This is a genomic window from Streptomyces sp. NPDC020362, assembly GCF_040642095.1.
GTDB lineage: Bacteria > Actinomycetota > Actinomycetes > Streptomycetales > Streptomycetaceae > Streptomyces.
Window position 1 is genome coordinate 43,906 of sequence record NZ_JBFAET010000027.1, and the last position, 26,360, is coordinate 70,265.

A 26,360-nucleotide genomic window follows, 5' to 3' on the forward strand; every position below is an offset into this window, starting at 1 on the left:
AGGGTGAAGCGCGCGGAACGGGCCTGAGGGGGACGGATGAGCACGCCGGGCAGACCACTGCCGTCACTGCCGCAGTACCGGAAGGACTCGGTGACCCGGCGTCTGTGTGCCTCGGTGCACCTCGACGACGCCTTCGCCCTGTACGTGGACCGGGCGCTCACCGGAGACCGGCTGGACGCCCTGGGCCTGAGTCTCGGCATCAACTTCGTGGCCCTCGCCCGGCACGCACGCAAGGCCACCCGCCGCCGCGCGACGCTGGACCGACGGCTGGCCGGCCTCGCGGCGGTCGTGCCCGTGGCCGTTCTGGCGGGCCTGTGGGGGCTTGTCAATGGACACGGTTCACTCGGATGGGTGGCGATTTTCGGCCCACTCGCGGTGTACGCGGCCGCCTGGACCCTGGTCCACCAGAAGGAGTCCACGGACCGGGACACGGCCCGCGAGGTCTATCTCTCGGCCGGGAAACCCGAGCAGTTGGCGCCGCCCGTGGAGCCCGAGGCGGAGGCCTGGCTGAACGAGCTGAAGCGCGCCAACGTCCTGCCGTACGCGGACGCGGCCGCCCAGACCACGCCGTTCGTCGGCAGCGGCTCGAAGATCAAGGAGGTGGTCTGGCAGCCCATCGACGTCAGCAGGCCCGCCGACGCCCCCGGCGGCGGCAAGCTCCCCCTGCGCGACTTCGACGCCGTCGACCTGCACACCTACGTGGCCCGGCACATGGAGAGCATCTCCGGCCTCCAGGGCCTCAGGGCCCAGAACAGGCTCTACGTCATCGGGAGCAACGCCGCCTTCCTGCCCGAGCTGGTGTCCGACCGCACCGCCCGGCCGCACGCCCGGTTACCCAAGCACCTGGTGCAGGCGGGGCTGCAGAACCCGGGCGCGGGCATGCGCACCCACCTCTGCCTGGAACGCATCGGCGAGGGCGGGCGGATGATCGTCTCCATGTACCTGCGCGCGATCCTCCATCCGCCCAGCCTGACCTGGGAGGTCGCCGCCTATGCGATACCGCCGCTGGACGGCCGCTTCCACCGGGTGGACCGCCTCCCGGTGGCACCCCGCGAACGCTGGTGGGACCTCGTCAGATACGCCACCTCGCACACGGGCCGGGAACTGCGCGGCGCCCTCGGCCGGCTCCGCTCCCGTCGCCGCTGGCAGCACGACCACGAGCGCGCGCTGACCCGGCTGCGCCGGGCGATCACCAAGCAGCACGTGCTGCACGACTACGGAGCCAAGGGCAGCCTGCGCCAGGACCTGGGCGCGTGGGACGCGGCCGGCTACACCGAGCGCACCGACGCGCAGGACTTCCTGTTCCGGCTCCAGCAGGGCGTGCTCGTCGCCACGGAACGGTTCCTGCAGGACCACAATGTCGACACCAGCTCGTACGACAAAGCCGTTCAGGTCATCAGCACACAGACCTACAACATCGGTAACGTCAGCGGTCCCAGCATCTTCGGCAACGACGGCCGGATCACCATGGGCGGTCAGCAGGGCCCCGGGCCGCACGGCGGCCAGGGACCCCAGGGCGGCCCGGGACCCGCGGGATCCGGCCCGCCCGCGCCGTAGCCCCAACCCCGACCGCTCCCTCCGACCAGGAGTCAGGACACGACAGTGAGCACCTACAACTTCCACGGGAACATCAACGGCCCCGCCAACATGGGCGATCACGGCCGCATCGACATCACCCACGGGCTGAACCTGGAGGGCGTCATCCAGCTCTCGGAGGGGCTCCTCGCGGCGCTGCGCGCCGAGTACCCGGGGCTCGTGCACCACGGCGACGTCATCCGCGGCGCGCTGGCGGAGTCCGAGGCGGACGGCGGGCCGCCCAACCGGGGCCGGATCCGCTCGGCCCTGGAGGCGATCAGCATCAGCGCCTCGGCCGGCACCAGCAGCCTCGCCTTCGTCCAGCAGTTCATGCACGTCATGGGCCTGTAGACGGCCGGGGCCCCGTCACCACGGGGCCCCGCCCTTCGCTCACCTGGCCCGTACCACCGCCCGTACCCCGTCCCCGAGGTCCAGTTCCAGGCCGGACCTGAGCGGCACCGTCTGACCGGGCTCCACCTTCTGCGCGGAGCCGTCGGAGCGGGTACCCGTCCAGGTCTGCTGCGAGCGGTTGGCGAAGCCGAACCGGCCCGGTTTGGCCGGGTGTTCGACCAGCTCCGCCACCAGCGCGGCGTCCGAGCAGTCGTGCCGTGTGGGCTCCGGCAGCAGATGGTGGGCCTGGATCCGGGCACCCCGGCGCAGCCGGATGTGGTGCTCGGTGCGCGGCGGGGGAGTGGTCACCGTCAGCCGGGGCGGCAGCACCAGGACCGCCCCGCAGCCCCAGCAGTGCCGCGGCGGCGGGTTCTCGCCCGGCTCGGTCATGTTCTGCCGCCCGCAGGACGCGCACTCCACGACCGAGTCCAGCACCGCCCGCAGTGCATTGCGCCACTCCGACTCGCGGACCCGGACCGCAGGATCGTGCAGCCCGGCCGTGAAGGAGCGCCGGAACAGCTCCTGCAGCGTCCCGGCCGCCGCGGACCAGGTCGCCAGCACGGTTGCGTGCTCCATCGGGTCCGGCGCGTTGGAGTCGTCCGCCGGGTCGAACACGAACAGCGGGCTCTTGCCGTACAGCCGGCGCTCGGCCGCCTCGTCCAGGCAGTGGATGCCCAGCTCCCGCTTGCCCTTCAGCGGGTGATGGTTCATCAGGAACATGAACAGCAGCACGGCGAGGGAGTGCAGGTCGGACTGGGTGCCCGGGCGTGCGCCCGGATCGCCGCGCACCAGCTCCGGCGCCATGAACTCCATGGTCCCCGAGATGCCGCTGGCGTCCCCCTCCACCACCGCGTTGTCGTTGTCGCAGACCAGCACGTCACCGGTGGCCGGGTCGAAGAAGATGTTGCCCCAGGAGATGTCCCGGTAGGCGATGCCCCGCGAGTGCAGCGCCTGGTAGGCCTCCACCGTGTACAGACAGGCCGTCAGCAGCGCGCGCGGGCTGGTGCGCAACTGCCGCCGGAACAGCGCCGGAAGGCCCTTGTAGCGGTCCGGCCGCAACCCCATCAGATAGCCGAACGAGCCGCGGTGCGCGGGCACGTACGCTCCGGGCCACAGGAACCGGTCGTCGGCGAACTCCCGCGCGACCAACTCCCGCACGATCTGCTCCTGTTCGCCCGTCGCACAGGTCGGGTAGTACCACTTCAGGGCCCGCTCCCCGTCCGGTGTGCGGACCCGGTACACCTCCCCCTGGCCGCCAGCGCCCAGGAAGTCGACGATCTCGACCTCGTCACCGTTCTCCGCCGCGAGGCGCGTCCCGCCATCGAGCATGCCGCTCATCTACGTCTCCGTCTCCCGTTCTTCCCCCCGCGGCGGCACCGCCGGCCGCCGCGGAGGACTCGTCGTCCACCGTCACCTCGTCCGGCTCCGGAGCGTCCTGCGCGCAGTGCACCGCCGCCGCCAGCGTCGTGTCGTCACCGGAGTAGCGCGAGGCCTGGGCCAGCCACTCGGGCAGCACCGTGCGCACGCCCGGGCCGCCCTCCTCGGCCAGCCGCCCGGCCATCCCCGCGACGAACTCCCGGTACCCGTCCGCCGCCGCGAAGCTCTTGGACAGCCCGTCCGTGGAGAGCACCACCAGGCGTGGGGTGCGTGCCTCCTCGAACAGCGGCGCCCAGTGCATCCGCACCGACCGCCAGGCCTCGCGCCCGCACAGCGATTCCGTCTCGTCGCCCAGTTCCTCCTCGGCGGGTGCGAGCGGCCGGCTCAGCGTGCCGTCGTGTTCCACCACCGCGAGATCCCCGTCGCCGAGCTGCCAGGCCACGAACAGCCACGGGGTGAGCACGGCACCGATCAGCGTCGTGCCGTACAGCACGAGCTTCTCCTCGGGCGCCGGCTCCCGGGAGGCCTCCTCGACGACCGGACGGTGCCGGTCCCAGTGGCCGAGCGCCGCCTGCCGCCACTCGTGGACCAGGGCGCGCGGGAAGTCGTCCCGCGCGTACGTCATCAGGCGCGCGAGCCGCCCCGGCTCGTGGCAGTCGTGCGCCGCCCGGCCGAAGCGGGCGGCCAGTGACACGAACCGGTCCACGGCGAACCGCGCGCCCAGCTCGCTGCGCGCGTGCACCGCCGAGCCGTGCCCGTCGGCCACGGCGAGGACCAGCGGGTCGTCACCGGACCCGGTGCCCAGACAGTCGTACCAGTCCTGGTTGCGCCGCTTGTTGACACCCTGGACGCTGTCGGCCAGCGTCTCCCATCGCCGCACCCCGAGCGTCACCACACGTCGTCATCGTCGTCGTCCAGCACCGGCGGTGCGTACGGCTGCTTCGCCATGGTCACGCCCGGACCGGCGCTGTCACCGCCCGCGACCGGCTGGGAGGCCGCCTTGACGGCAGCGGTGGACGCCCACCGGATGGCGGCGGCCAGTTGCTTGGGGCTGTTGGCGTCCAGGGGCTGCAGTTCCGGGTTGGCGAGGAACTCCTGGAGGACTCCGCGGTCCGCGTCCGCGCCGATCGCGATGGCGACCCGTACCGCCTTGCGGCCCCACGGGGTGGCGTCGACGGCCTTCAGGCCCGCCTTCCAGTCGTCGGTGGGAACCCCGTCCGACACCAGCGCGAGCACCGGCTTCAGCGCCCGCTGCGGCATCGGCGGGGTCTGCAGCTCCCGCGCCACCAGATGCAGCGCCTCGCCGAGATTGGTCATGCCGTCGACCTGCACGTCCTGCCAGGTGAAGTCGTCGACCGGGACCGGGGCCTGGTGGTGCCACCGGGCGGTGCTGGAGAAGGTGACCGTCCGCAGCAGCAGCTGGGCCGCGGGGTTGTCGTGCGCCACCGACCGCATCTCCGGAACGGCCTCTCTGATCGCGTAGTTGAGCTTCGCGATCTTCTCGCCCTGCATCGAGTACGAGCAGTCGAGAAGCCAGATGAAGTGGACCGGCCGGTTGGCCATGGGCCCGCCGGGAATGTCGCTCACGCCGTGTTTCCTTTCCGGTGGAGGTGGGTTCGGGATCGGGTCGAATCAGAGCAGCAGCCGTACGCCGTAGCCGAGTGCGGCCACCGCCAGCACCAGGGCGGTCACGAACAGGGCCGCGAGAGCCCGCCGGGCACGGGAGACCGAGGGGGTGACCTGGCTCATGCCTTGCTGAACCTCCCTTCCGTGGCCTCGTCCGGGCGCCGCCGGGGACGGAGCAGCCGGCTCGCCGGGCCGCCGCCGGACCCGGTGAGCGATCCGGTGCGCAGGCCCGAGGCCGCGAGCAGCCACAGCACCGGCTCGGCGGCCCGGCGCTGTTCGCTCTCCAGCGGCCCGGTGCCGGTGGCCGCGTGGGCACTGACCGCCCAGTAGCGGGCCGCCCCGAAGTCGTGTCCGAGGGCGCGCACCAGCCCGCCGAGACCGATGCCGGTGAGCCACTCGCCGATGTCCGCACCGGGCACCGGCAACGAGGCCAGCTGGTCCAGCACGTCCCGCTTGGTCACCACGGTCGCCACGGACATCCGGGACCGCCGGCCGGTGAGCGCCGCCAGCTCCCCGGTGAGCCGCTGGTACGTCTCCCACGGCCCCTGCGACGAGGGGCGGGCCCGGTCCGCCCGGTCGCCGTCCGCGGGGCTCAGCAGTCCGCGGACCTTGGGGTCGGCCAGCACGTCGGCGACCAGGACCACTCCGTCCGTGTGCGCCAGGTACCGCTGGGCGCGCACCCGTTCTGCGTCGCTCACCGATTCGCCCATCGGGTCGTACAGGTACAGCAGCCGGCGCCTGCGGCCCCGGGCCACCGTCAGCATCAGGGCGCGCGGCGGGCCGCCGGTCGTGGCGTGCGCCCAGCCGGTGCGGTTCAGCTCCTGGGTCAGCCCGGTCTGGGTGCGCCGGTCGTCGACGGTGGCGTACTCGACGCTCAGTTCGCCCTGCCGGGCCCAGGCGTGCAGTCCGTCGACCATGGCCGCCATCAGCATCGTCTTGCCCGACGAGGTTCCGCCGACCAGGGGCGTGTGCACCACCCGCATGGTGCCGGCCGCCCGCGGCAGGAACTGCTCGCAGTGCGGGCACAGCGCGGTCAGCTTCCCGCGGCCCGCGAGCCGGGCGGCCGGCAGCCGGTGCCCGCACCGGCACACGTGCCCCAGCACGCCGTAACGCCCCGGCCGCAATGCGGCGTGGTGCACCCGGCAGCCGGGACAGCGGTACAGGGCCAGCGGGACGGGCGCGTAGCAGCCGGGATGCGGGCACCTGACACGGATGCCACGCACCAGCGTCCAGCCGCGCTCCAGCCCGCGCAGCACCGGCACGGCGGCGGCCCAGCCCAGCCACACCACGGCCAGCAGCAGGGCGAACACCACCAGCCCCCAGCCGAGCAGCACCGTGGCCAGCACGGCGCCGGCCAGCGCGCCCGCGGCGGTTCCGGGCGCGACGAGCACGGCCAGCAGGAACCGGGTCAGCGGCATCGAGCCGGGGCGGCCCGACGGCCGGCGCCCGAGGAACAGGTTCTTGACGATCCGGTGGAGCCACCGGCCGGTGAACGCCGACCACAGGGCCCGAAGCCCGGCGCGCCCGGCGGACAGGGCGTCCGCCCACGACTGCCGCCACCAGTAGGCCGGATGTGCGGGCTCCCCGCCGCCGACCCCGGCCAGGCGCGGATCCGTCCGGCCCGCCTGCCAGGGCCCGAGCCCCCGCCACACAGCCCGTGTGCCGCGCCAGAGGAACTCCCACAGCGCGCGGCACCCGCACACCGCGGCGGCGACCACCCCGGCCCACCCGAACAGGGCCAGGAGCACCAGCACTTCGACACTGTCGTCCGTGCCCGCCCTCATCGGCGACCCTCCTCGCCCGGCGACTCCACATCGCCGTACCAGGCCGTCTGCCGGTCCTCGCGCCGCCCGCGCCCGGTCAGGCGGCCCGCGAGCCTGCCCAGCGCCCCGGGGCGGTTCCATGCGCGGTAGGCGTCCAGGCGGCCCCGGCCGGTGCGGCGCAGTGCCTCCTCGACCTCGGCCAGGTCCTCGGCGGGCAGCGCCCGCACGACGGGCCGCAGCACCTTGGTCAGCAGCGTCGTGCGCATCTCGTCCCAGGCCGTGTGCGTCTGCGGGTAGGCGCTCCAGTCGCAGAAGCAGGCCGCGACGTACGACGGGACGGTGCGCAGCCGGTCACCGACCCGGTCCGAGCGCGCCAGCCGCTCGTACGCCGAAAGCAGCGCCGGATCGCCCGAGCGGGCCAGCGCGTACAGCTCGCTCTCGGGCGCCGGAGAGGCGAGCAGCCGCCGCGCCACGGCGTCGCAGGCCCGCCGGGTCACCGGCTCCGGCACGGCCTCGGCGGCGCCGTCGCGCAGGTCCAGCACCCGGTTCGCCCAGCCCTCGCCCTCGGCCTCGGTGCCCAGCTGCCCGGCGAACTCCAGCAGGAGCAGCGGCCCGCGGTGGGCGGGGCGCAGCTCGGTGGGGAAGCCGGTCAGCAGGCGGGTGGCGAGCTCCGGTACGGCGGGGTCGTCGGCCGGGGCGGCGAGCGCGGACTCGACCAGCAGATCCCGGGTGCCGGCCACCCGGTGGGCGTCCGAGCCCAGCTCGTCGAGGAGCAGGCTCGCCTCCTCCCCGGTGGGCAGACCGTCCGGCCACACCAGGTGGAAGGCGGTGCACAGGACGGCGGGTTCGGCGTGCGGTGAGACCCCGGCGGTGCGCAGCACCTCGTGGAAGCGCCCCAGCCGGTCACCGCCGGGCCGGTCCCTCCCCTCGGCCTGGACGCACATCCGCAGATGCGGGAAGCCGGAGTCGAGCCAGACCGGCAGCCCGGACCCCGCGAGCCGCCCGGCGACCCCGGGCGGGTTGGCGGCCGCGAGCGCGTCCAGCGCCCCGAACAGGGCGGTGCGCAGGGCGGGATGGCCGTGGACGGCGTCGAGGAGGGCGACGGGACAGCTCCCGTCGCCGGGGCGGCCGTCGGCCGCGGAGCGCGCAGGATCTCCGGGGCGCGCGCCGCCGTCCCCCGCGGTGGTGCTCCGGCCGGGGTGCACGGTTCCCGCGTCGGGACCCGCCTGCGCGGTGCCCTCCGCCGCGGCCGGGCCCGTCGCCCGGCCGCTCACCAGGTCACGGGCGGCGCGGCCCGCGAACTCCGGAAGCACCTCCGTGCAGTCCACATCGAGCAGATCGGCGACGCGCAGCAGGGCCAGCGGACGGCCGGCGGCCGGTTCGGTGGCGTCGGCGATGCCCTGGCGCAGGTCCGGTGCGAGATCGCGGGCCAGCTCGGCGCGGATCGCGGGCGTCAGGGAGCCGGCGCCCACCGACGGGACCGGGCCCCGGGCGCGCACCGCCGAGGCCAGCACCCGCGCGGCCAGCGGCGCCGACACGACGGTGGGCACCTGCCCGTCCAGCCGTGTCAACAGGGCTGCCAGTGCGGGCGGTTCATCGTCCAGGGGCGTGCCGGCGGGGCTGTGGCGCGCCTCCCGTCCGCCGGGGGCGCCGGCGTCGGCACGCGGCTCACCGGCCTCGCCCGCCAGCGCGGCGACCAGCGCGGTCAGCGACTCCTCGGGCAGCGTGAACGCGTGGTCGGCGGCCCAGCGGGCCGCCGCCGCCCGCCCGTCGGCCCGCAGCTCGATGCCGTCGACGAGCGCGGCCACGGCGAGCGGGCCCAGCTCGCCGGAGCCGTCGCGGAACAGCTCGGGCCGCCCCGCGCCCCAGATCCTCGCGCACACGTCGGCCCACGCGTCCTCGACGGGCCCGGTGTCCGCGCGGGCGGTGCAGTCGTGCACCCGGAACCGGTGGTCGTGGCCGGCCGGCTCGGAGGACGGCAGCGCCCCGACGATCTGCTGGCGGGCCTGCTGCGGACGGCGGGTGTACGTGGTGAAGGTCAGCCGGTGCGCCTGCTCGCGCGCCAGCACGGTGCAGGCGAGCGCGATCCACTGGGCGACGTCGGCGCTGTCGTGTTCCACGAGCACGATCTGCCGGGTGTCCGTGCCCTCGGTCAGGGCCCGCAGGTCCGCGAAGAAGGCGGCCAGCCGGTCCGCGCGGGACCGGGCGAAGGCCACGAGGCCGTCCCGGCGCAGCAGACCGGACGGCTCGAACCGTTCGACGGGCTCGGGCCGTCCGCCCGCGGGCGTGGCATCGGTCCAGCGCGGCGACTCCCACGCCGTGATGGGCAGCGCCCCGTCCGGCAGCCGTACGCCGGGCGGCAGATGGAAGGCATGGGCGTGGAAGTTGCCCCACCGCCCGCTGTAGTCGGCGCCGGTGTACACCGAGCGGCTCAGCAGCATGCCGCCGTCGGACAGTTCGCTGAAGCCGAACGCCTTCGGGAAGCTCTTGAGCTGTTCGGCGTCCGGGCGGGCCGCGAGGTCGCGCGGGGGCTCGTACCCGATGAGCTGCTCGGCCTCCCGCAGCAGCGTGGGCGGCACGCCGGGGCTGACCGCGGTGAAGCGGAACCCGGACCCGTCCGGCCCGGGCGGCGCCGAGGTGTAGTGCAGCTGGGCGAGGCTCACTGGGCACGCCCCTTCCCCGCCGCGCGCACGGGCAGCAGCCCGCGCCGCGACAGCAGCCACAGCAGCGGATCCTCCACCCGGACCGGCTGCGGACCCGACTTCGGTACGTCCGCCGGGGCGCTCGCCGGTGGCGGCGCCCCGAGCGCGGAGAGCCCGAAGAACGACAACTCGGCGAAATCCAGCTCGAGTTGACGCAAGAGCGCGCCGGAGTCCCAGTCGTTCAGCAGGGACCGGAGTTCCTCGTGCACGGCGAGCCGGTCCTCGGCGTCGTGGCGGCCGGCGCTGTGCGCCGCGTTGCGCAGCAGCGGGGAGTGCGGGTCGAGGAGCGGTCCGAGCATGTCCGTCTTGGTGACGGCCACCGCGATCGGCGTGGACACGCGTCCGCGCGCCTTCCCCCTGCCGTGGGCGCGCAGCTGGGCCGCCAGGTCGGCGGCGATCTGCTGCGGCGAGGTCTCCACCACGGGCAGCGGCGGCCCCTCGTGCACCGGCAGCCGGTCCCGCACGGAGCCGAGCTGGAGCGGATCGACGAGCAGGATGATCCCGTCGGCGGCGCCGAGGTAGCGGGTGTAGCGGTTCATCGCCTCGGCGCCCGCGAGGTCCTCGCCGGCCGCGTCGAAGAAGACCAGCGTGGTGTGCCGGGTCCCCGAGCCGCCCAGCAGAGACTTGCGGGGCAGGCTGAGCCGGTACAGCAGCGGGTCGTTGAAGCCGAGGGCGGCCGGCCGGGTGGCGTCCGGCAGCCGCAGCCGCTCGTACAGGTCCTCGGCCATCTCCTTGTCGCGTTGCTGGGTGCTCTGCCCCATCGCCGCCAGCGAGGCGTGATAGGCCTGCCCCACACGGTGGTTCAACTCGTTGACCAGCACGGACACATAGGTGCTCTTGCCGGAGGCCTTCGCGCCGACCAGCGCGATGATCCGGCTGTCCTGGTCGCAGTAGTCGCTGGGCAGATCGCTGTGGCAGGACCGGCACGCCCGTACCGGTGTGGGCACCCCGCATTTCGGGCAGGGCACGCTGCTGCCCCCGCCGAGCCCGGCGACCTTGCGCGCAGGGGCGAACAGCGGGCCGCGCATCCGGGCCGCCGGGGGCACACTGGGACCCATGAAACCGGCCCAGGCGTCGTCGCGTTCGGGCCCGCAGGGCGCGCTGCCGCGCACACCGCTCGGGGTCATCTGACAGCGGTAGGGCAGCTTCGCCGCCGGCGCGCGGTCGAAGCAGTAGGGACAGATCACGGTCGTCATGGCTCAGCGCACCACCAGGCTGGCGAGGGAGGGTTCTTCGAGTCGCACCAGGGCCGCGTGCTCCCCGAGCAGGAAGCCGCGCAGCGTATAGGGGGCCGGGCAGGGGGAGGCCGGCAGCTCCTGTTCGACGGTCCCGTGCCGGGCCAGGTCGGGCCCGGGTATCCGCAGTACGGTCGTGCCGTCGGCGGCGCTGCGCGGGCGGAGGGTCCCGCTGCGCGCGACGCACACGAACTCCGGTACGTCCCCGAGCACCCCGGACGCGGACAGGGTGACCCGCAGCAGGGCGCGGCCCCGGCCCAGCAGCCGCCGGGGCGCGCGCACCAGGTGGTAGCTGACGGCGGCGTCCGGCGGCAGCAGTGCCTCGGCCGCGTCGGGGACCACGACGACGGCGCCGGGCACCCGGGGCACGGTCGCCGCCCGGATGCGCACGGCGCCCGGGCCGACGGGCAGGCGCAGTCCGCTGCGCCGGTAGGCGTGCGCGGTGAGCGTCCGCTCCCCGGCGGCCACCTCGCCGTCGAGGGCCTCCCAGGTGACCACGAGGTGCCCCGCGTCCTCGGGCCAGTCCAGGGTGACCTGGGCCTGCCCGTCCGGTAGCCGGTGGGCGGCGAGCCCGGGCACGGCGTGGACGGCCTCCACGGTGACGCCCGGACCGGCCAGCGCCCGCGCACCGAGCACGGCCACCGCGGTGACCTCGGCCTGCGTGCCGGGCGGAGGGAGCAGGGCGCCCGCCCGCTCGGGCCAGTCCGGCCGGGGCGGCAGCTGACCGGTGCGCAGCTCGGTGCCCGGCGCGGGCGCCCGGCCGGGCCAGACCACCAGCCGGACCTCGGCGTCCCGCCCGCCCGTCCACGCGAACCGCAAGGAGCCGCCCTCGGGCCGGGCGGTCAGGGTGTGCACGGGCTCGGGCCAGGGATGGACGGTACCGGTCACGCCGATGCCCGGGGAGGCGACGCGGCTGCCGTCGGGCGCCCGGTAGTGGCACACGATGCGGAAGGTGTGGTCACCGGCCGGCAGGCCGGTGACCGTGAACCCGTCGGAACGAAGCTCCGTCTGGCCGGTGTCGGAACGGAGCTCTGGTTGCCCGGTGTCGGAACGGAGCTTCGTTTGCCCGGTGCCGCCCTCCGGCCCGGTGTGCTCGACCGTCACCTCCTCGGCGCCCGCCGGCCGCTGCCAGCCGGCGTCGATGCGGCCGGGCCCGTCGGTCAGCGTCACACGTCCCGCCTCCGGGGCGACGAGCAGTCGCCGCGACACCAGGGGCGGCCCCGCCACCCGCCCGTCGCGCAGGGGGAGGGCGGCGTAGCGGACGGTCGAGCCGAGCGCGGCCTCCGTGTCCCGGACGGTCCCGGCCGGAGTGGGGTCCGCGCCGGACACGCTCCGCACGGCAGGCCTGCCGCCCCCCGTGCGCTGCAGTCGCAGCAGCCGCCAGTCGCCCGGGGTGCCGTCCGGGTCCTGCCAGGTCAACTCCATGTGGTCGGGGCGGAGTGCGGCATCCAGCAGGGGGCGGCTGCCGGGGCCGGGCCGGTGGATGCGGACCAGCCCGCCCAGGGCGCGCCGGTCGTCGGCGGCCTCGCCGAGGGCCGTCAGATACGCGCTGCTCGCGGCGTCCCGGTCGCCGCGCTCCTCGGCGCGTCGCGCGGACCGCAGGGCGTCGTCCACCATGTCGAGCCGTTCGGCCAGTTCGGTGCGCAGCGCGGCCAGCGCCGGATCCCCGCCGCCGGCCGGCAGCCGGTCGAGCAGCGCCCGCAGGCGGTGCAGCCGCTGCCGCTCCCGGGTGTCGGCCAGGGACTCGGCGGCGTCGCGCCCGCGCCGGTCCAGGGCGGGCCGCAGCCGCGCGGCCGCCACCAGGCCCGCCACCTCGTCGGCATGCACCCCCAACTCGGCGGCAGCACGGGCACGTTGACCGGCGGGGCGATCCTGCAGCAGGCCTATCAGCTGGTAGAGGACGACTCGGCGCAGGGCCTGCGGATCGCTGCGGTGCAGTGCGGCCATCCGGGCCGCGAGCGCGGCCGCCGGATCCGCGCCCCGGGCGAGGGAGTCGAGGAAAGCGCCGTCCACCCGGCGCCGGCCGCGCGGGCCCGCCGGTACGTACAGCCCGTCCAGGACCCGTAACCCCGTGGGGGAGGCACCGAGGACCTCACCGAGATGACGCAGACCGGCCGCGTGCTGGGCGGCGGCGAGCGCACCGTAACCGGGCACGAGAGGGCTCAGCGGAAGACCCGACAGGGCCCTGGGCAGCCCCAGGTGATGCCCGAACTCCTGACCGGCCACGCGAACTGCTCCCCCGATAGTGCTTCGGGGAACCATCCCAGCAGATCCGGGCGGGGCCAGGTAGGGGTTTCGGGGAAACCGAGCAGGTCGGGACGTACGGCGACCGGACGGGTCCGGCGGGGCTCAGGCGCCGAGCACCGCGGGCAGCGGCAGACGGGCCGTGTCGTACCGCTCCAGCAGCACCCGCGCCACCTCCGGCGCCGCGCCCAGCACATCCGCCAGGACGTCCGCGCCGGCCGCGCCGCGCGCGATGCGGTCCGGCAGAAAGCCGGGGGCCAGCACGTACGGTGCCACCGCGACCCGCTCACAGCCGAGGTCACGCAGCTGCCGTACCGCGTCCTCGGTACGGGGAAGGGATGCGGAGGCGAACGCAGGCCGCACGGCGCACCAACCGGTGTGCCACCACTCCCGCGCGATGTCAGCGATCACTGCGATCGCCTCCGGGTCGGAGGACCCCGCCGAGGCCAGCACGACCCCGGTCGAGGACTTGTCGGCGGGCGTCAGACCCGCCTCGTACAGCCGCCGCTCCAGCGCCGACAGCAGCAGCGGCGACGGGCCGAGCACGTCTGCCTGCCGGATCCGCAGTCGCGGCGGCGCGTCGCGCAGGACGGCCGGGATGTCGGCCTTGGCATGGAAGGCGCGGGTCAGCAGCAGCGGCAGGGCCACGACATCGCGCACATCCTCCGCGGCCAGCGACGTGAGCACGCCCTGCACGGAGGGGACGTTGAAGTCCAGGAAGCCGGTCTCCACGCGCAGCCCCGGCCGCAGCGACCGCACCCGCTCCACGAGCGCGTGCACGCTCGCCGCGTGCCGCGGATCGCGGCTGCCGTGGGCGATCACCACGAGGACGGGGAGAGCCGGAGCGCGCATGGCCGTTCTCAGCCCTTCACCAGCAGGCCGCGGCTGCGCAGCACCCACCGCTCCAGCGGACTGAAGATCAGCAGGTCGATGGCGATGCCGACGAACAGGATCAGGAAGATCGCCTCGAACACCATGGACATGGAGCTGGCGTTGCGGCCGTTCTCCAGCAGCGCGCCCAGGCCGATGCCCAGGTCGGGCGAGGAGGCGATGATCTCCGCGGCCATCAGCGAGCGCCAGGAGAAGGCCCAGCCCTGCTTCAGGCCGGCCAGATAGCCCGGCAGCGCGGCCGGCAGCACGATGTGCCAGGCGCCCTTCAGACCGGTCGCGCCCATCGTGCGGCCCGCCCGCAGGAACAGCGGCGGCACCTGGTCGATGCCGGAGACCAGGCCGTTGGCGATGGACGGGACCGCGCCGAGCAGGATCACCGCGTACATCATCGAGTTGTTCAGGCCCAGCCAGATCACCGCGGGCGGCACCCACGCCACCGACGGCAGCGACTGCAGGCCGGACAGGACCGGGCCGATGGCGGCGCGCAGGAACTTCACCCGGGCCACCAGCAGCCCCAGCGGGGTGCCGATGGCCAGCGCGAACAGGAAGCCCAGCAGACCGCGCGAGACGCTGGTCCAGATGTAGTCGAGCAGCGTGCCCTCGAGCCAGGCCCGCTTGAACTCGGCGCCCACGTCGGCGGGGGAGGGCAGCTTGGTCGGATCGTCGACGATCTTGAAGGAGATCAGTGCCTGCCACACGGCCAGCACCACCACGGTGGCGACGATCGGCGGCAGGATCTTGTGGACGAACGTCTGCCGCAGGGGCGTACGGCCGGTGACGGCGGTCTCCAGCGCGTCCAGGCCCGCCTCGACGCTTCCCGCGTCCGTTGCGGTCTTCGTCTCAGTGCTGGCCATGACGGCGGATCTCCCCACGCAGGACTTCGGTGATCTCCAGGGACAGTTCGGCGACCGGCGCGTCCTCGATGCGCCGCGGCTGCGGTATGTCCACCTGCCATTCGCGGGCCACCCGGCCGGGCCGGGAGGACAGCAGGACGACCCGCTGCGCGAGCCGCACCGCCTCGCGCACGTTGTGCGTGACGAAGAGGACCGACAGGCCCGTCTCCTCCCAGATCCGGGTCAGTTCGTCGTGCAGCAGGTCGCGGGTGATCGCGTCCAGTGCCGCGAACGGCTCGTCCATCAGCAGCAGCCGGCTGTCCTGGGCGAGCGCCCGGGCCATGGCCACGCGCTGGCGCATGCCGCCGGACAGCTCGTGCACCCGCTTGCCGTACGAGCCCTGCAGCCGGACCAGTTCGAGCAGCTGCTCGGCGCGGCCGCGCCGCTCGCTCTTGGGAACCCCGCCGAGCTTCAGGGCGAGTTCGATGTTCTTGCCCGCGGTCAGCCACGGGAACAGGGCGTGCTCCTGGAACATCAGAGCCGGACGCCCCTGGGTCGTGATGCTGCCGGCGGAGGGCCGGTCGAGCCCCGCCACCAGGTTCAGCAGGGTCGACTTGCCGCAGCCCGAGGCCCCCAGGAGGGTGACGAACTCGCCCGGTGCGACATCGAGGCTGATGTCGTCCAGCACGAGCTGCTGTCCGGCCGGTCCTGCGAAGGACTTGGAGACGTGCTCAAGGCGTGCCGCCTGCTCGACGGTCTCGGCCGCCTTGGCGAAAGTCGTGGACATGGTCGTCACCTCCTGGGAACTCATCGGCTACGGGACTTAACTGACGCCGAGTCCGGCGTCACCGACCGTGCTGCCGCCCTCGGCCTTGAGGACCTTGTTCAGGAGGGTGAGGTCGTAGATGGCGTCCAGCTTCGGGTTCTCCAGCAGACCGGCCTTCACCGCGTGCTGCGCCTCGGTGTTGAGGGTGCCCGCCAGCGGGTCGTCGGTGAACTGGATGGACTTCCAGGCCGGGTCCAGGACATCGGCGGGCAGGGCCTTGCCCGAGTCGGTCGCCAGCTGCTTGTTCGCGGCGGCCTTCGCCTCGTCCGGGTTGGCGTTGATCCACTTGTTGGTCTCGACCGACGCCTTCAGGACCGCTTCCACGGCCTTCGGGTGCTCCTTCAGGAAGCTCTGGCGCACGATGATGTTCGTGATCACGAACTTCTTGTCCGGCCACAGGGAGGACTCGTCCAGCAGCACCTTGCCGCCCTCGGCGACCAGCTTGGACGCGGTCGGCTCCGGCACCCAGGCACCGTCGATGGAGCCGGACTTGAAGGCGTCCGGGGTCACCTTGTTGTCCGTGCGGACGACGGAGACGTCGCCCTTGCCGCTCTGCGCGTCGACCTTCCAGCCCTGCTCGGCCACCCAGTTGAGGAACGCCACGTCCTGCGTGTTGCCCAGCTGGGGCGTGGCGATCTTCTTGCCCTTGACGTCCTTCAGCGACGTGATCTTCTTCGGGTTCACGACCAGCTTCACACCGCCGGACGCCGAACCGCCGATGATGCGCAGGTTCTTGCCTTCGGACTTGGCGTAGCCGTTGATCGCCGGGGAGGGACCGATCCAGCCGATGTCGATGGAGCCGGAGTTGAGCGCCTCGATCTCGGAGGGACCCGCGTTGAAGAGCTGGTAGTCGGCCTTGGTGGCGCCCAGCTCCTTCTGGAAGAAGCCCTTCTGGTTGCCGACCAGCGCGGTTCCGTGGGTGAGGTTCCCGAAGTACCCGATCTTGACGGAGTCCAGGCCGTCGATCTTCTTGGCCCCGGCGGCGATCTTGGCGTCGGAGGTGTCGTTCTTGGACTCGGACCCGTAGCTGCAGGCGGCCAGCGTGAGCAGGGGGAGTGCGGCGAGCGCGGCGATGCCGCGGCGGAGCAGCGATGAGCGGTTGGCAGGCACGGGAGGCTTTCCTCTCGTTGGCCCGGCGGTCACGGTCTTTCAGGTCGTGGCCGGGAGGTCGGCAGGTCTTCGTCGCTTCCGGGACGTCGGGTGGGGGGCCGGGGCGCGCAGGCAGTGCGCGTACGTCATCGCGCACATCGCGCCACTCCGCCCTGCCCGCTGCCGAGGGCGCCGCTGCCGACGCGGCCGCCCTCCTTCGCGAACGTCGAGTAGAAATCGGTCTGGTTCATGTCAGAAGTCCCAGCCGTCGTCCTCGGTCCCGTCCTTGACCGGCTCGGGGGCCGCGAACGACTCGCCGACCATGCCCGCGGTGAGGGTGGTGCCGTCGCTCGGGTCGATCAGGATGAAGGAACCGGTGCGGCGCGAGTCGGCGTAGGAGTCGACCGGCAGCGGCTCCGCGGTGCGGATCTTCACCCGGCCGATGTCGTTGGCGACGAGCTGCCCGGGGTGCGGGTGCAGGGACAGGTCGTCGAGCGTGAGCCGGGACGGGATGTCCTTGACGATCGCCTTCACCGTGCGGGTGCCGTGCTTGAGCAGCACCCGGTGCCCGACCGTCAGCGGCTGGTCGGCGACGTGGCAGACGGTCGCCTCCACGTCCTGCGTGGTGGCCGGGGCGTCCTTCGTCGGCACGATCAGATCACCGCGCGAGACGTCGATGTCGTCCGCCAGCAGCACCGTCACCGACTGCGTCGTCCAGGCCACGTCGACCGGCTCACCGAGCAGGTCGATGCCCGAGACCGTCGACGTACGCCCGGACGGCAGGACGGTGACCGGGTCGCCCACCCGGAACGTACCGGCCGCGATCTGGCCGGCATAGCCCCGGTAGTCCGGGTGCTCGGCACTCTGCGGCCGGATCACGTACTGCACCGGCAGCCGGGCGTGGCAGTGCGCCAGGTCATGGCTGACCGGGACGGTCTCCAGGTGCTCCAGCACGGTCGGGCCGCCGTACCAGTCCATGTTCGCGGACGGCTCCACCACGTTGTCACCGGCGAGCGCCGAGATCGGGATCGCGGTGACCTCGGGCACGCCCAGCTCCGTCGCGTACGCCGTGAACTCCTCGGCGATCGCGGCGAACACGGACTCCCGGTACTCGACGAGGTCCATCTTGTTGACGGCGAGCACCACGTGCGGCACCCGCAGCAGCGCGGCGATCGCCGCGTGCCGGCGGGTCTGCTCGACCACGCCGTTGCGGGCGTCGACCAGGACCACCGTCAGCTCGGCCGTGGAGGCTCCCGTGACCATGTTGCGGGTGTACTGCACATGGCCCGGCGTGTCGGCGAGGATGAACCGGCGCCGCGGTGTGGCGAAGTAGCGGTAGGCCACGTCGATCGTGATGCCCTGCTCCCGCTCGGCCCGCAGGCCGTCGGTGAGCAGCGCGAGGTCGGGGCCGTCCTGGCCGCGGCTCGCCGACACCCGCTCCACTGCCTCCAGCTGGTCGGTGAGAACCGACTTGGAGTCGTGCAGCAGCCGCCCGACGAGCGTGGACTTGCCGTCGTCCACGGAGCCTGCGGTGGCGAACCGCAGCAGGGTGGTGGCCGAGAGCGCCTCGGTCGTGGTCGTGCTCATGCTTAGAAGTACCCCTCGCGCTTGCGGTCTTCCATCGCGGCCTCGGAGAGCTTGTCGTCGGCACGGGTCGCACCGCGCTCGGTCAGCCGGGACGCGGCGATCTCGGCGATGACGGCGTCCAGCGTGGTCGCGTCGGAGTCGACGGCACCCGTGCAGGACATGTCACCCACGGTCCGGTAACGGACCAGGCGCCTGACCACGGTCTCGCTCTCCTTCGGACCGCCCCACTCACCCGCCGTCAGCCACATGCCGGCCCGCTGGAACACCTCACGCTCGTGAGCGAAGTAGATCTGCGGCAGCTCGATGCCCTCACGGGCGATGTACTGCCACACGTCCAGCTCGGTCCAGTTCGACAGCGGGAAGACACGGACGTGCTCACCGGGGGCGTGCCGGCCGTTGTAGAGGTTCCACAGCTCGGGGCGCTGGCGGCGCGGGTCCCACTGGGAGAACTCGTCCCGCAGCGAGAACACCCGCTCCTTCGCCCGGGCCTTCTCCTCGTCGCGCCGGCCACCGCCGAACACCGCGTCGAACCTCTCGCTCTGGATCTTCTCCGTCAGCGGAAGCGTCTGCAGCGGGTTACGGGTCCCGTCGGCACGCTCCTTGAGCACACCCCGGTCGATGTAGTCCTGCACGGAGGCCACATGGAGGCGCAGCCCATGTGCGGCCACCGCACGGTCCCGGTACTCCAGCACCTCGGGAAAGTTGTGTCCGGTGTCCACATGAAGCAGCGAGAACGGGACCGCGGCCGGCGCGAACGCCTTCAGCGCAAGATGCAGCATGACGATCGAGTCCTTGCCCCCGGAGAACAGGATCACCGGGTTCTCGAACTCTCCCGCCACCTCACGGAAGATGTGCACCGCCTCGGACTCCAGCGCGTCCAGGTGCGAGAGGGCGTACGGGCTGTCTGCGTCCTCGTGGCCTTCGTGCACGGAAACGACGGTCGTCATGCCAGTCCCCTTTCGCTGAGCACGGCGTACAGCGACGCCGCGGACTCCTGCACCGTCTGGTTGTGGGACTCGATCCGCAGATCCGGCGACGCGGGCTCCTCGTACGGGTCGTCGACCCCGGTCAGCCCCGTCAGCTCGCCCGCGGCCTGCTTGGCGTACAGGCCCTTCACGTCGCGCACGGAGCACACCTCGACGGGGGTGGCCACATGCACCTCGACGTACGCCGTGTCGTTCTCCTCGTGGCGCCCCCGCACCGCGTCCCGGCTGGCCGCGTAGGGCGCGATCACCGGGACCAGCGCCGTGACGCCGTTGCGGGCCAGCAGCTCGGCGACGAAGCCGATGCGCTGCACGTTGGTGTCCCGGTCCTCGCGGGAAAAGCCGAGGCCCGCCGAGAGGAACTCGCGGATCTCGTCGCCGTCGAGCACCTCGACGCGCCGGCCCTCGGCGCGCAGCCGGCCGGCCAGCTCATGGGCGATGGTGGTCTTGCCGGCACTCGGCAGACCCGTGAGCCAGACGGTGGCTCCGGTGGTCACGTGGTTCTCCTGCTGGTCGAAGGTCGTCATCCGTGCAGCCCGCACTCGGTCTTGGCGCGGCCCGCCCAGCGGCCGGCGCGCGCGTCCTCGCCCTCCAGGACCCGGCGGGTGCACGGGGCGCAGCCGACGGAGGCGTAGCCGTCCATCAGCAGCGGGTTGGTGAGCACGCCGTGTTCGGCGACGTAGGCGTCCACGTCGTCCTGGGTCCAGCGGGCTATCGGGGAGATCTTGACCTTCTGCCGCTTCTCGTCCCAGCCGACGACCGGGGTGTTCGCCCGGGTCGGGGACTCGTCGCGGCGCAGGCCGGTCGCCCAGGCCCGGTAGCCCTTCAGCCCTTCTTCCAGGGGCCGGACCTTGCGCAGCGCGCAGCACAGGTCGGGGTCGCGGTCGTGCAGCTTCGGGCCGTACTCGGCGTCCTGCTCCGCGACCGACTGCCTCGGCGTGAGGGTGATGACGTTGACGTCCATCACGGCCGCGACGGCGTCCCGGGTGCCGATGGTCTCCGGGAAGTGGTAGCCGGTGTCGAGGAAGATCACATCCACGGGAGCCTCGACCTTCAGCACACGGGAGGCCAGATGGGCGACCACGGCGTCCTCCATGGAGGAGGTGACGCAGAACTGCCTGCCGAACGTGTCCGCCGCCCACTGGAGGATCCCCAGGGCCGGGGCGTCCTCCAGATCACGGCCCGCCTGTTCGGCGAGCCGCTTCAACTCCTCGTTCGTGCGCTCTTCCTGAGTGGTCGTCATATCCCGTCGTCCCCTCCGTTGTCGGCTCGCTGGAGACCCCGGGCGAGCAGCCCGAGGAACTTCAGCCGGAATGCGCGGTTGCACGCCCCGCATTCCCAGGCGCCGTGGCCCTGCTCGCTGGGACGCAGGTCCTCGTCGCCGCAGTAGGGGCAGTGGAAAGGTGCGGCCCGCTCGCTCACGACAGGGCCTCCTCGTCGGCACGCGCGGCCCAGGTGGCGAACCGCTCGCCGTCCGCGCGCTCCGCCTGGTAGCGCTTGAGGACCCGCTCGACGTAGTCGGGCAGCTCCTGGGAGGTGACCTTCAGACCGCGGACCTTGCGGCCGAAGCCCGCCTCCAGGCCGAGGGCGCCGCCCAGGTGCACCTGGTAGCCCTCGACCTGCTCGCCCTTGTCGTCGAGGACCAGCTGGCCCTTGAGACCGATGTCCGCCACCTGGATACGGGCGCAGGCGTTCGGGCAGCCGTTGAGGTTGATGGTGATCGGCTCGTCGAAGTCCGGCAGGCGGCGCTCCAGCTCGTCGATCAGCGACATGCCGCGCGCCTTGGTCTCCACGATGGCGAGCTTGCAGAACTCGATGCCGGTGCAGGCCATCGTGCCGCGCCGGAACGGGGACGGGCTGACCGTCAGATCCAGCGCCTCCAGCCCTGCCACCAGGGACTCGACCTGCGCCTCCTCGACGTCCAGCACGATCATCTTCTGCTCGACGGTGGTGCGCACCCGGCCCGAGCCGTGCGCCTCCGCGACATCGGCGATCTTGGCCAGCTGCGTGCCGTCGACCCGGCCGACGCGTGGCGCGAAACCGACGTAGAACCGGCCGTCCTGCTGCCGGTGCACACCGACGTGGTCGCGCCAGCGCTCCACCGGCTGCGCGGGCGCGGGGCCGTCGACCAGCTTGCGCTGCAGGTACTCGTCCTCCAGCACCTGGCGGAACTTCTCCGCGCCCCAGTCGGCGACCAGGAACTTCAGCCTGGCGCGGGTGCGCAGGCGCCGGTAGCCGTAGTCGCGGAAGATCGAGATGACGCCCTCGTAGACGTCCGGGACCTCGTCCAGCGGGACCCAGGCGCCGAGCCGGACGCCGATCTTCGGGTTGGTGGACAGGCCGCCGCCGACCCACAGGTCGAAGCCGGGGCCGTGCTCGGGGTGGACGACACCGACGAACGCGACGTCGTTGATCTCGTGCGCCACGTCCAGGAGCGGCGAACCGGAGACCGCGGACTTGAACTTGCGGGGCAGGTTCGAGAACGCCTTGTTGCCGACGATCCGGCGGTGGATCTCCTCGACGGCCGGAGTGCCGTCGATGATCTCGTCCGCGGCGATGCCGGCGACCGGGGAACCGAGGATCACGCGGGGCGTGTCACCGCATGCCTCGGTGGTGGACAGGCCGACCGCCTCCAGCCGGTCCCAGATCGTGGGCACGTCCTCGATCCGGATCCAGTGCAGCTGGATGTTCTGCCGGTCGGTGATGTCCGCGGTGCCGCGCGCGAACTCCTGCGAGATCTCGCCGATCACCCGCAGCTGCTCGGTCGACAGCCGCCCGCCGTCGATGCGCACCCGCAGCATGAAGTACTCGTCGTCCAGCTCCTCGGGCTCCAGGATCGCGGTCTTGCCGCCGTCGATCCCGGGCTTGCGCTGGGTGTACAGCCCCCACCAGCGCATCCGGCCACGCAGGTCGTTGGGGTCGATCGAGTCGAAGCCGCGCTTGGAGTAGATCGTCTCAATGCGTGTCCGCACATTGAGACCGTCGTCGTCCTTCTTGAACTGCTCGTTGCCGTTCAGCGGCGTGAAGTGACCTACGGCCCACTGCCCCTCGCCGCGGTGACGGCTCACCTTGCGGCGGGGCGCGGACGCGGCGGGATTCTGCGGGGTGGCGGCCATGCTTGTACGTCCTTCGGACAGGCGGAAAGCGAGTCTCTGACCTGCGCATATGCGCGCACGGAGGAATGCGCGCATCGTTGCGCAGCAGGAATCAGGTACGGGAAAGTCGGCGGTGCTGGTGCTGTCAGCTCGCCGGACAGATGGCGCTGGACATGCGGCCGAGGTCGACGTGCCGCCGACTCACCAAGGCAATTCCAGTTCCAGACATGGCGGAAGCGTGTCACGGGGATCTGGACACAGTCCAGCTTCGTCCATCATGCGGACACCCTTGTCCCGGAATGTGGGACAAGGGTGTCGTCGGTCACATGCGGCGCGGGACGGCTTGTCCCGACAGGTCAGGCGGGGTATGCCCCGGGCCAGGGACCGGGCGCGGGCACCTCGGCCTCCTCCTCGACCTTCGTGTCGAACAGCTTGAAGCCCCGCCGCAGGTAGTTGTCCATCGCGAACTCGCCGTCCTTGCTGCACGTGTGCAGCCACACCCGCTTCGTCGGCGTCCGCTCGGGCCACCGCTCGGCCAGGTCCCAGGCGCGGGCGGCGCCGTACGCCAGCAGGTGGCCGCCGATCCGGCGGCCGCGGAAGGCGGGGACCAGGCCGAAGTGGGCGATCTCGACCACACCGTCGTCCTGCGGGTCCAGCTCGACGTAGCCGGCGGGGGTACCGCGGTCGTACGCCACCCATGTCTCCACCCCGGGGCGGTCCAGGTGCTCCAGCCATCGGGCGTGGCTCCAGCCGAGGCGGTCGGTCCAGCGGATGTCGCCGCCGACCGAGGTGTACAGAAAGCGGCTGAACTCCGGGGAGGGGACCTCGGCACGGACGATCGGCACGTCGCCCTCGGGGGCTGAGGCCGGCAGGAGGTCGGCCGGCGAGGTCAGTTCCAGGGACCAGGTGGTGACGGGGATGCTGCTCATGCGGGCCAGGGAATCATCCCGCCCGGCCGTCTGTCGATCGTCCCGGTCACCCCGCGGGGCACGGGGGCCGGTGCCTCGGCCGGGCCCGGGGCTACCCCAGTGACCGGTCCAGCGCGGCCAGGGGCACCGCGAACAGCATCCGGTCCGACAGGGACCACACCTCGCCCGTCGCCTGCCAGTACGCCAGGGAGCCCGGGGCCGCCGCCCAGCAGTGGTGCGAGGCGTCCGAGCCGCAGCGGGCCGCCGCCGCGCCCTTCGTGTCCTGTCGCCACAGCCCGCCATGGCCGTCCGCGGAACTGGACACCCGTCCCACATACCAGGACGGACCTGCCGCCCCCGCCCGCCGGTACGACAGCACGCCCCGGATGCCGGCCGTCCGCGTCCGGTAGGCCTCGACCGCTTCGGCCCGCCCGGCGGCGTCGGTGGCGAGCAGGCCGCTGCGCGCCGGGTCCGTACTGAATGCGTACCGCCACAGCCGGGCGTGCCGGCCGCCGCTGCCGGGGGCGGTCCACTCGCCGGCGACGAGACTGTCGGGCGCGGTGCCGCGGTCCAGGGAGAGGGCGCCGGGGCAGGGCGGGCCCGACGGGGTGCAGCGGCCGGCGGAGAAGCGGTAGGAGCCGACGGCGGGCATCACGTACCGGTAGCCGTCGGCGGACCAGCCGCCGGGCACCCGGCCGATCGCGGGTCCGTCCGCCGTGGTGCGCTGGATGCGGTCGAGGTCGTAGACGTAGAGCGCGTCGGCGCTACCGGTCGTGGTCGTGACCAGCAGCTTGTCCTGGTACCAGACCATGCCGGAGATACGGGAGGCGAGGCCCCGGTAGTCGCGGCCGCCGTCGACGGGCACCACGAGGAGCACCCAGCGGTAGGCGGGGCGGCCGGGGCGGTCGGCGTCGACGAAGGCGACCCTGGCAAGGCCCCGCTCGGCGGCGGGTCCCGTGGTGGTGCTGTGCGTCCAGCCGGTGAGGACCACCCGGTGGGTGCCCCAGACACCGTCGTCGTCGGCGTCCCCGGAGGTGGTCACCGAGGCCGGCCGCCAGGCGGTGGCGGCCGCATCGGCCCGGTCCCAGCAGTAGCCGCGGGCGGCGGCCGGGGTGACGGGCAGGGTCGCGCGGTCCCCGGCAGAGCAGTCGCCGCCGTCGCGCAGGGTGCGGTCGGCGTCCTTCAGTACGGCGTCCACGCCGACCGGGCGGCCCATGGAGGCGGCGAGCCGGTTCAGCGTGGGGGCGGGCACCAGGTGCTCCTGGAGCCGCAGTGGGCCGGTGTCCGCCCGGGAGGTCAGTGGCTTGAGGGCGCCGGGGTTCTCGGCGACCCCGGCCTGCGAGGCGCTGATCAGGGTGGCGGCTGCGGTGAGAGCCAGCGCGGTCCCGGCCAGGACCGCACGCAGGGCCGCGCCCCGTCTGCGCCGGCGGTGTCTGCCGCGATGCTTCATCTCGTCCCCTCTGTCAGGGCTCCTTCGCCTCCGGCGCGCCCCTTCGGCTCGCTCGCGCACCGGAGCGGGCCAACTGCGCCTGGTGCTCCGCGGGTTGACGGAGAAGCAGATGGGGAGGCCCGTAGCGATGCTACGGCAGTGAGGGGTGGCGCGGGGCCAAGACCCCGTAATGACCTGGAACCCACCCGCACGGGACAGTTGGTGCACCCATGGGCGTCACCGATGTGCCCGTGCCTCGTTAGGGGGTGTCGGCTCGTCCCCGTCAGCCGGTCCCTGGCGCCGCCCGTCGCCGGGCCACCGCCGGTGCCGTCGACTGGGGCAGCAGGTCACGGGGGTCGCCGGGCGGCAGCACCTCGACCTCCACGTCCTCGCAGAAACGATACGGCCGGTGTTGCAGAAGATCCCCGAGGTACCGTCGAATTCTGGACATTTCTGCCCTTACGGTCACGGTCCTGGAGGGATCCCCGAACAGGTCCTCGGCGAGGCCCGCCGCCCCGCGCCCGGAGCGGTGCTCGGCGAGCAGATACAGCAACTCCGCATGCCGGGGACTGAGTTCCCGGGACCAGGAGCCCGCGGCGGCGGCCACGGTCACCGAACTGCGGGACGGCCTGCTCAGGTCCAGCGTGATCCGGGTGACGCCGGACGGCGGTGCGTCCTCGGCCGCCCGCAGCAGCCAGCCCCCGGCCAGCGGCTCCACCGCGCACGAGCCGAGCCCGGGCAGCCACCGGCGCCCCGGCGTCAGCGACTTGGGCAGCGTGACACGCCGTACATAGGGCATCCCGGTCACGGCGGCCGCCCAGCCGTCCCGGTCCACCGCCAGTGCCCGTCCGTCCAGCCGGGCCAGCACGGGCGCAGCCATCGTGCGCAGCCGCTCCAGCGAGGCCAGGTGCAGCTCGCGCAGCCGGGCCTCGGCGAGCTTGGCGACCGAGTCCACCCAGGCGAGGGTCGCCGGATGCATGGTCTCCAGCGGGCCGCTCACGTCCACCACTCCGATGAGCCGGCCGTCCCGGGGATCGGTGATCGGGGCGCCCGTGCAGGTCCAGGAGGCGTGCGAGCGGACGAAGTGCTCGGCGGCGAAGACCTGCACGGGCCGCCGCACCACCGCCGGGGTGCCCACGCCGTTGGTGCCGACGACGTCTTCGCGCCAGTCGGCGCCGAGCAGGAACCCCAGGCTGTCGGCCTTGCGCAGGACCTGAGCCGAACCCTCCCGCCACAGCACACGTCCCTCGGCGTCCGCGACGACCATGATGTGCTGGGCCACGTCCGCGACCGAAAGCAGACCTTCGCGCAGCACCGGCAGGATGTGCCGGAGCGGTGACTCCTCCCGTCTGCGCCGCACTTCGTCCAGGGACAGGGGCTGGGACCTGAAGTCGTGGTCGGGGTCGACCCCACTGCGCAGCATCCGTCCCCAGGACTGCTCGATCACCGGCCGGGGTGCGATCCGCGCACGTTGTCCCGCGAGTGTGGCCTCGCGTACCTCGCTCAGCACCCGCGCCGCCTGCGCCGCGTCCACGGCGACCAGTCGCGCCACGTTCATCGGCGGGTTCACCACTGGGGTCCTCCCGGGAAAGGGCATCGAACACATTTGTCAAGCCGTTCCGGCGGCGGTTTCCGGTCCGGCTGTGTCTCTCATACTGCCGCCCTGACCATGCCGGAGGCACACACTCCGCGCACAGACACCAACAAGTTGCAACCCCCTGCAACCCTGGTGAACCGCGCGACGGTGGCTGAGACTTGGCCACGAACGCCGCCTCCGGGCGGCGTTCGTGGCCTCCAACGGGCCCCA

At 73.0% G+C, this 26,360-nt stretch carries 23 protein-coding genes; 2 read left to right on the top strand and 21 right to left on the bottom strand.

The genetic code is table 11. The features are described 5' to 3' along the window. Positions 1 to 36 precede the first annotated feature (36 nt). Both AB0H32_RS13795 and AB0H32_RS13800 read left to right on the top strand, forming a co-directional pair. A complete protein-coding gene (locus AB0H32_RS13795; RefSeq protein ID WP_361119047.1) occupies positions 37 to 1,557 on the top strand; it encodes a hypothetical protein in 1,521 nt (506 codons plus the stop codon). A gap of 45 nt (positions 1,558 to 1,602) precedes the next feature. Then, on the top strand, positions 1,603 to 1,926 hold the full coding sequence (locus AB0H32_RS13800) for a hypothetical protein (protein WP_361119049.1): 324 nt from the start codon (positions 1,603 to 1,605) through the stop codon (positions 1,924 to 1,926). A 39-nt stretch (positions 1,927 to 1,965) separates the two neighbouring features. Here the strand turns inward: AB0H32_RS13800 and AB0H32_RS13805 are convergent, their stop codons facing one another. The 21 genes from AB0H32_RS13805 to AB0H32_RS13905 all read right to left on the bottom strand — a co-directional run bounded on the left by AB0H32_RS13805 (position 1,966) and on the right by AB0H32_RS13905 (position 26,111). Next, on the bottom strand, positions 1,966 to 3,303 hold the full coding sequence (locus AB0H32_RS13805) for a protein kinase (RefSeq protein WP_361119051.1): 1,338 nt from the start codon (positions 3,301 to 3,303) through the stop codon (positions 1,966 to 1,968). Then, a complete protein-coding gene (locus tag AB0H32_RS13810; RefSeq protein ID WP_361119053.1) occupies positions 3,254 to 4,237 on the bottom strand; it encodes a PP2C family serine/threonine-protein phosphatase in 984 nt (327 codons plus the stop codon). The genes AB0H32_RS13805 and AB0H32_RS13810 overlap by 50 nt, the downstream gene beginning before the upstream one ends. Beyond that, positions 4,231 to 4,905 (bottom strand): tellurium resistance protein, encoded by a 675-nt coding sequence (locus tag AB0H32_RS13815; protein ID WP_361119091.1) that lies wholly within the window; start codon positions 4,903 to 4,905, stop codon positions 4,231 to 4,233. The genes AB0H32_RS13810 and AB0H32_RS13815 overlap by 7 nt, the downstream gene beginning before the upstream one ends. 182 nt (positions 4,906 to 5,087) lie before the next feature. After that, on the bottom strand, positions 5,088 to 6,752 hold the full coding sequence (locus AB0H32_RS13820; RefSeq protein ID WP_361119055.1) for a hypothetical protein: 1,665 nt from the start codon (positions 6,750 to 6,752) through the stop codon (positions 5,088 to 5,090). Continuing rightward, positions 6,749 to 9,394 (bottom strand): GTPase-associated protein 1-related protein, encoded by a 2,646-nt coding sequence (locus AB0H32_RS13825; protein ID WP_361119057.1) that lies wholly within the window; start codon positions 9,392 to 9,394, stop codon positions 6,749 to 6,751. The genes AB0H32_RS13820 and AB0H32_RS13825 overlap by 4 nt, the downstream gene beginning before the upstream one ends. Then, the gene (locus AB0H32_RS13830) at positions 9,391 to 10,629 is read right to left on the bottom strand and encodes a hypothetical protein (RefSeq protein ID WP_361119059.1); all 1,239 of its coding nucleotides are present in this window, start codon (positions 10,627 to 10,629) and stop codon (positions 9,391 to 9,393) included. Before AB0H32_RS13830 ends, AB0H32_RS13825 begins: the two co-directional genes overlap by 4 nt. A 3-nt stretch (positions 10,630 to 10,632) precedes the next feature. Beyond that, on the bottom strand, positions 10,633 to 12,894 hold the full coding sequence (locus AB0H32_RS13835) for a hypothetical protein (protein WP_361119061.1): 2,262 nt from the start codon (positions 12,892 to 12,894) through the stop codon (positions 10,633 to 10,635). Between the two features lie 123 nt (positions 12,895 to 13,017). Then, positions 13,018 to 13,764, bottom strand: a complete 747-nt coding sequence (locus tag AB0H32_RS13840) for a sirohydrochlorin chelatase (protein WP_361119063.1) — start codon at positions 13,762 to 13,764, stop codon at positions 13,018 to 13,020. An 8-nt stretch (positions 13,765 to 13,772) separates the two neighbouring features. Further along, positions 13,773 to 14,657: an ABC transporter permease gene (locus AB0H32_RS13845; protein WP_361119065.1), complete on the bottom strand. Its 885-nt coding sequence runs from the start codon at positions 14,655 to 14,657 to the stop codon at positions 13,773 to 13,775. Continuing rightward, entirely contained in the window at positions 14,644 to 15,423 is a 780-nt protein-coding gene (locus tag AB0H32_RS13850) for an ABC transporter ATP-binding protein (protein WP_361119067.1), read from the bottom strand. Before AB0H32_RS13850 ends, AB0H32_RS13845 begins: the two co-directional genes overlap by 14 nt. A 36-nt stretch (positions 15,424 to 15,459) precedes the next feature. Continuing rightward, positions 15,460 to 16,572 carry an aliphatic sulfonate ABC transporter substrate-binding protein gene (locus AB0H32_RS13855; RefSeq protein WP_361119069.1) on the bottom strand — a complete coding sequence of 371 codons (1,113 nt, stop codon included), beginning with the start codon at positions 16,570 to 16,572 and terminating at the stop codon, positions 15,460 to 15,462. Positions 16,573 to 16,803: 231 nt separating this feature from the next. Continuing rightward, positions 16,804 to 18,138 carry a GTP-binding protein gene (locus AB0H32_RS13860; protein ID WP_361119071.1) on the bottom strand — a complete coding sequence of 445 codons (1,335 nt, stop codon included), beginning with the start codon at positions 18,136 to 18,138 and terminating at the stop codon, positions 16,804 to 16,806. Between the two features lie 2 nt (positions 18,139 to 18,140). After that, positions 18,141 to 19,085 (bottom strand): sulfate adenylyltransferase subunit CysD, encoded by a 945-nt coding sequence (gene cysD / locus AB0H32_RS13865; RefSeq protein WP_361119073.1) that lies wholly within the window; start codon positions 19,083 to 19,085, stop codon positions 18,141 to 18,143. Next, on the bottom strand, positions 19,082 to 19,618 hold the full coding sequence (cysC, locus tag AB0H32_RS13870; protein WP_361119093.1) for an adenylyl-sulfate kinase: 537 nt from the start codon (positions 19,616 to 19,618) through the stop codon (positions 19,082 to 19,084). Before cysC ends, cysD begins: the two co-directional genes overlap by 4 nt. Before the next feature lie 26 nt (positions 19,619 to 19,644). Continuing rightward, a complete protein-coding gene (locus AB0H32_RS13875; protein ID WP_361119075.1) occupies positions 19,645 to 20,364 on the bottom strand; it encodes a phosphoadenylyl-sulfate reductase in 720 nt (239 codons plus the stop codon). Beyond that, the gene (locus AB0H32_RS13880; protein WP_361119077.1) at positions 20,361 to 20,543 is read right to left on the bottom strand and encodes a hypothetical protein; all 183 of its coding nucleotides are present in this window, start codon (positions 20,541 to 20,543) and stop codon (positions 20,361 to 20,363) included. The genes AB0H32_RS13875 and AB0H32_RS13880 overlap by 4 nt, the downstream gene beginning before the upstream one ends. Next, a complete protein-coding gene (locus AB0H32_RS13885) occupies positions 20,540 to 22,237 on the bottom strand; it encodes a nitrite/sulfite reductase (RefSeq protein ID WP_361119079.1) in 1,698 nt (565 codons plus the stop codon). Before AB0H32_RS13885 ends, AB0H32_RS13880 begins: the two co-directional genes overlap by 4 nt. Positions 22,238 to 22,361: 124 nt before the next feature. Continuing rightward, positions 22,362 to 22,445, bottom strand: coding sequence for a putative leader peptide (locus AB0H32_RS13890; RefSeq protein ID WP_309486338.1), 84 nt, complete (start codon positions 22,443 to 22,445; stop codon positions 22,362 to 22,364). Positions 22,446 to 22,572: 127 nt separating this feature from the next. Beyond that, entirely contained in the window at positions 22,573 to 23,145 is a 573-nt protein-coding gene (locus AB0H32_RS13895; protein WP_361119081.1) for a GNAT family N-acetyltransferase, read from the bottom strand. Positions 23,146 to 23,236: 91 nt separating this feature from the next. Continuing rightward, the gene (locus AB0H32_RS13900) at positions 23,237 to 24,574 is read right to left on the bottom strand and encodes a hypothetical protein (RefSeq protein WP_361119083.1); all 1,338 of its coding nucleotides are present in this window, start codon (positions 24,572 to 24,574) and stop codon (positions 23,237 to 23,239) included. Between the two features lie 262 nt (positions 24,575 to 24,836). After that, on the bottom strand, positions 24,837 to 26,111 hold the full coding sequence (locus AB0H32_RS13905) for a GAF domain-containing protein (RefSeq protein ID WP_361119085.1): 1,275 nt from the start codon (positions 26,109 to 26,111) through the stop codon (positions 24,837 to 24,839). Between the last annotated feature and the right edge of the window lie 249 nt (positions 26,112 to 26,360).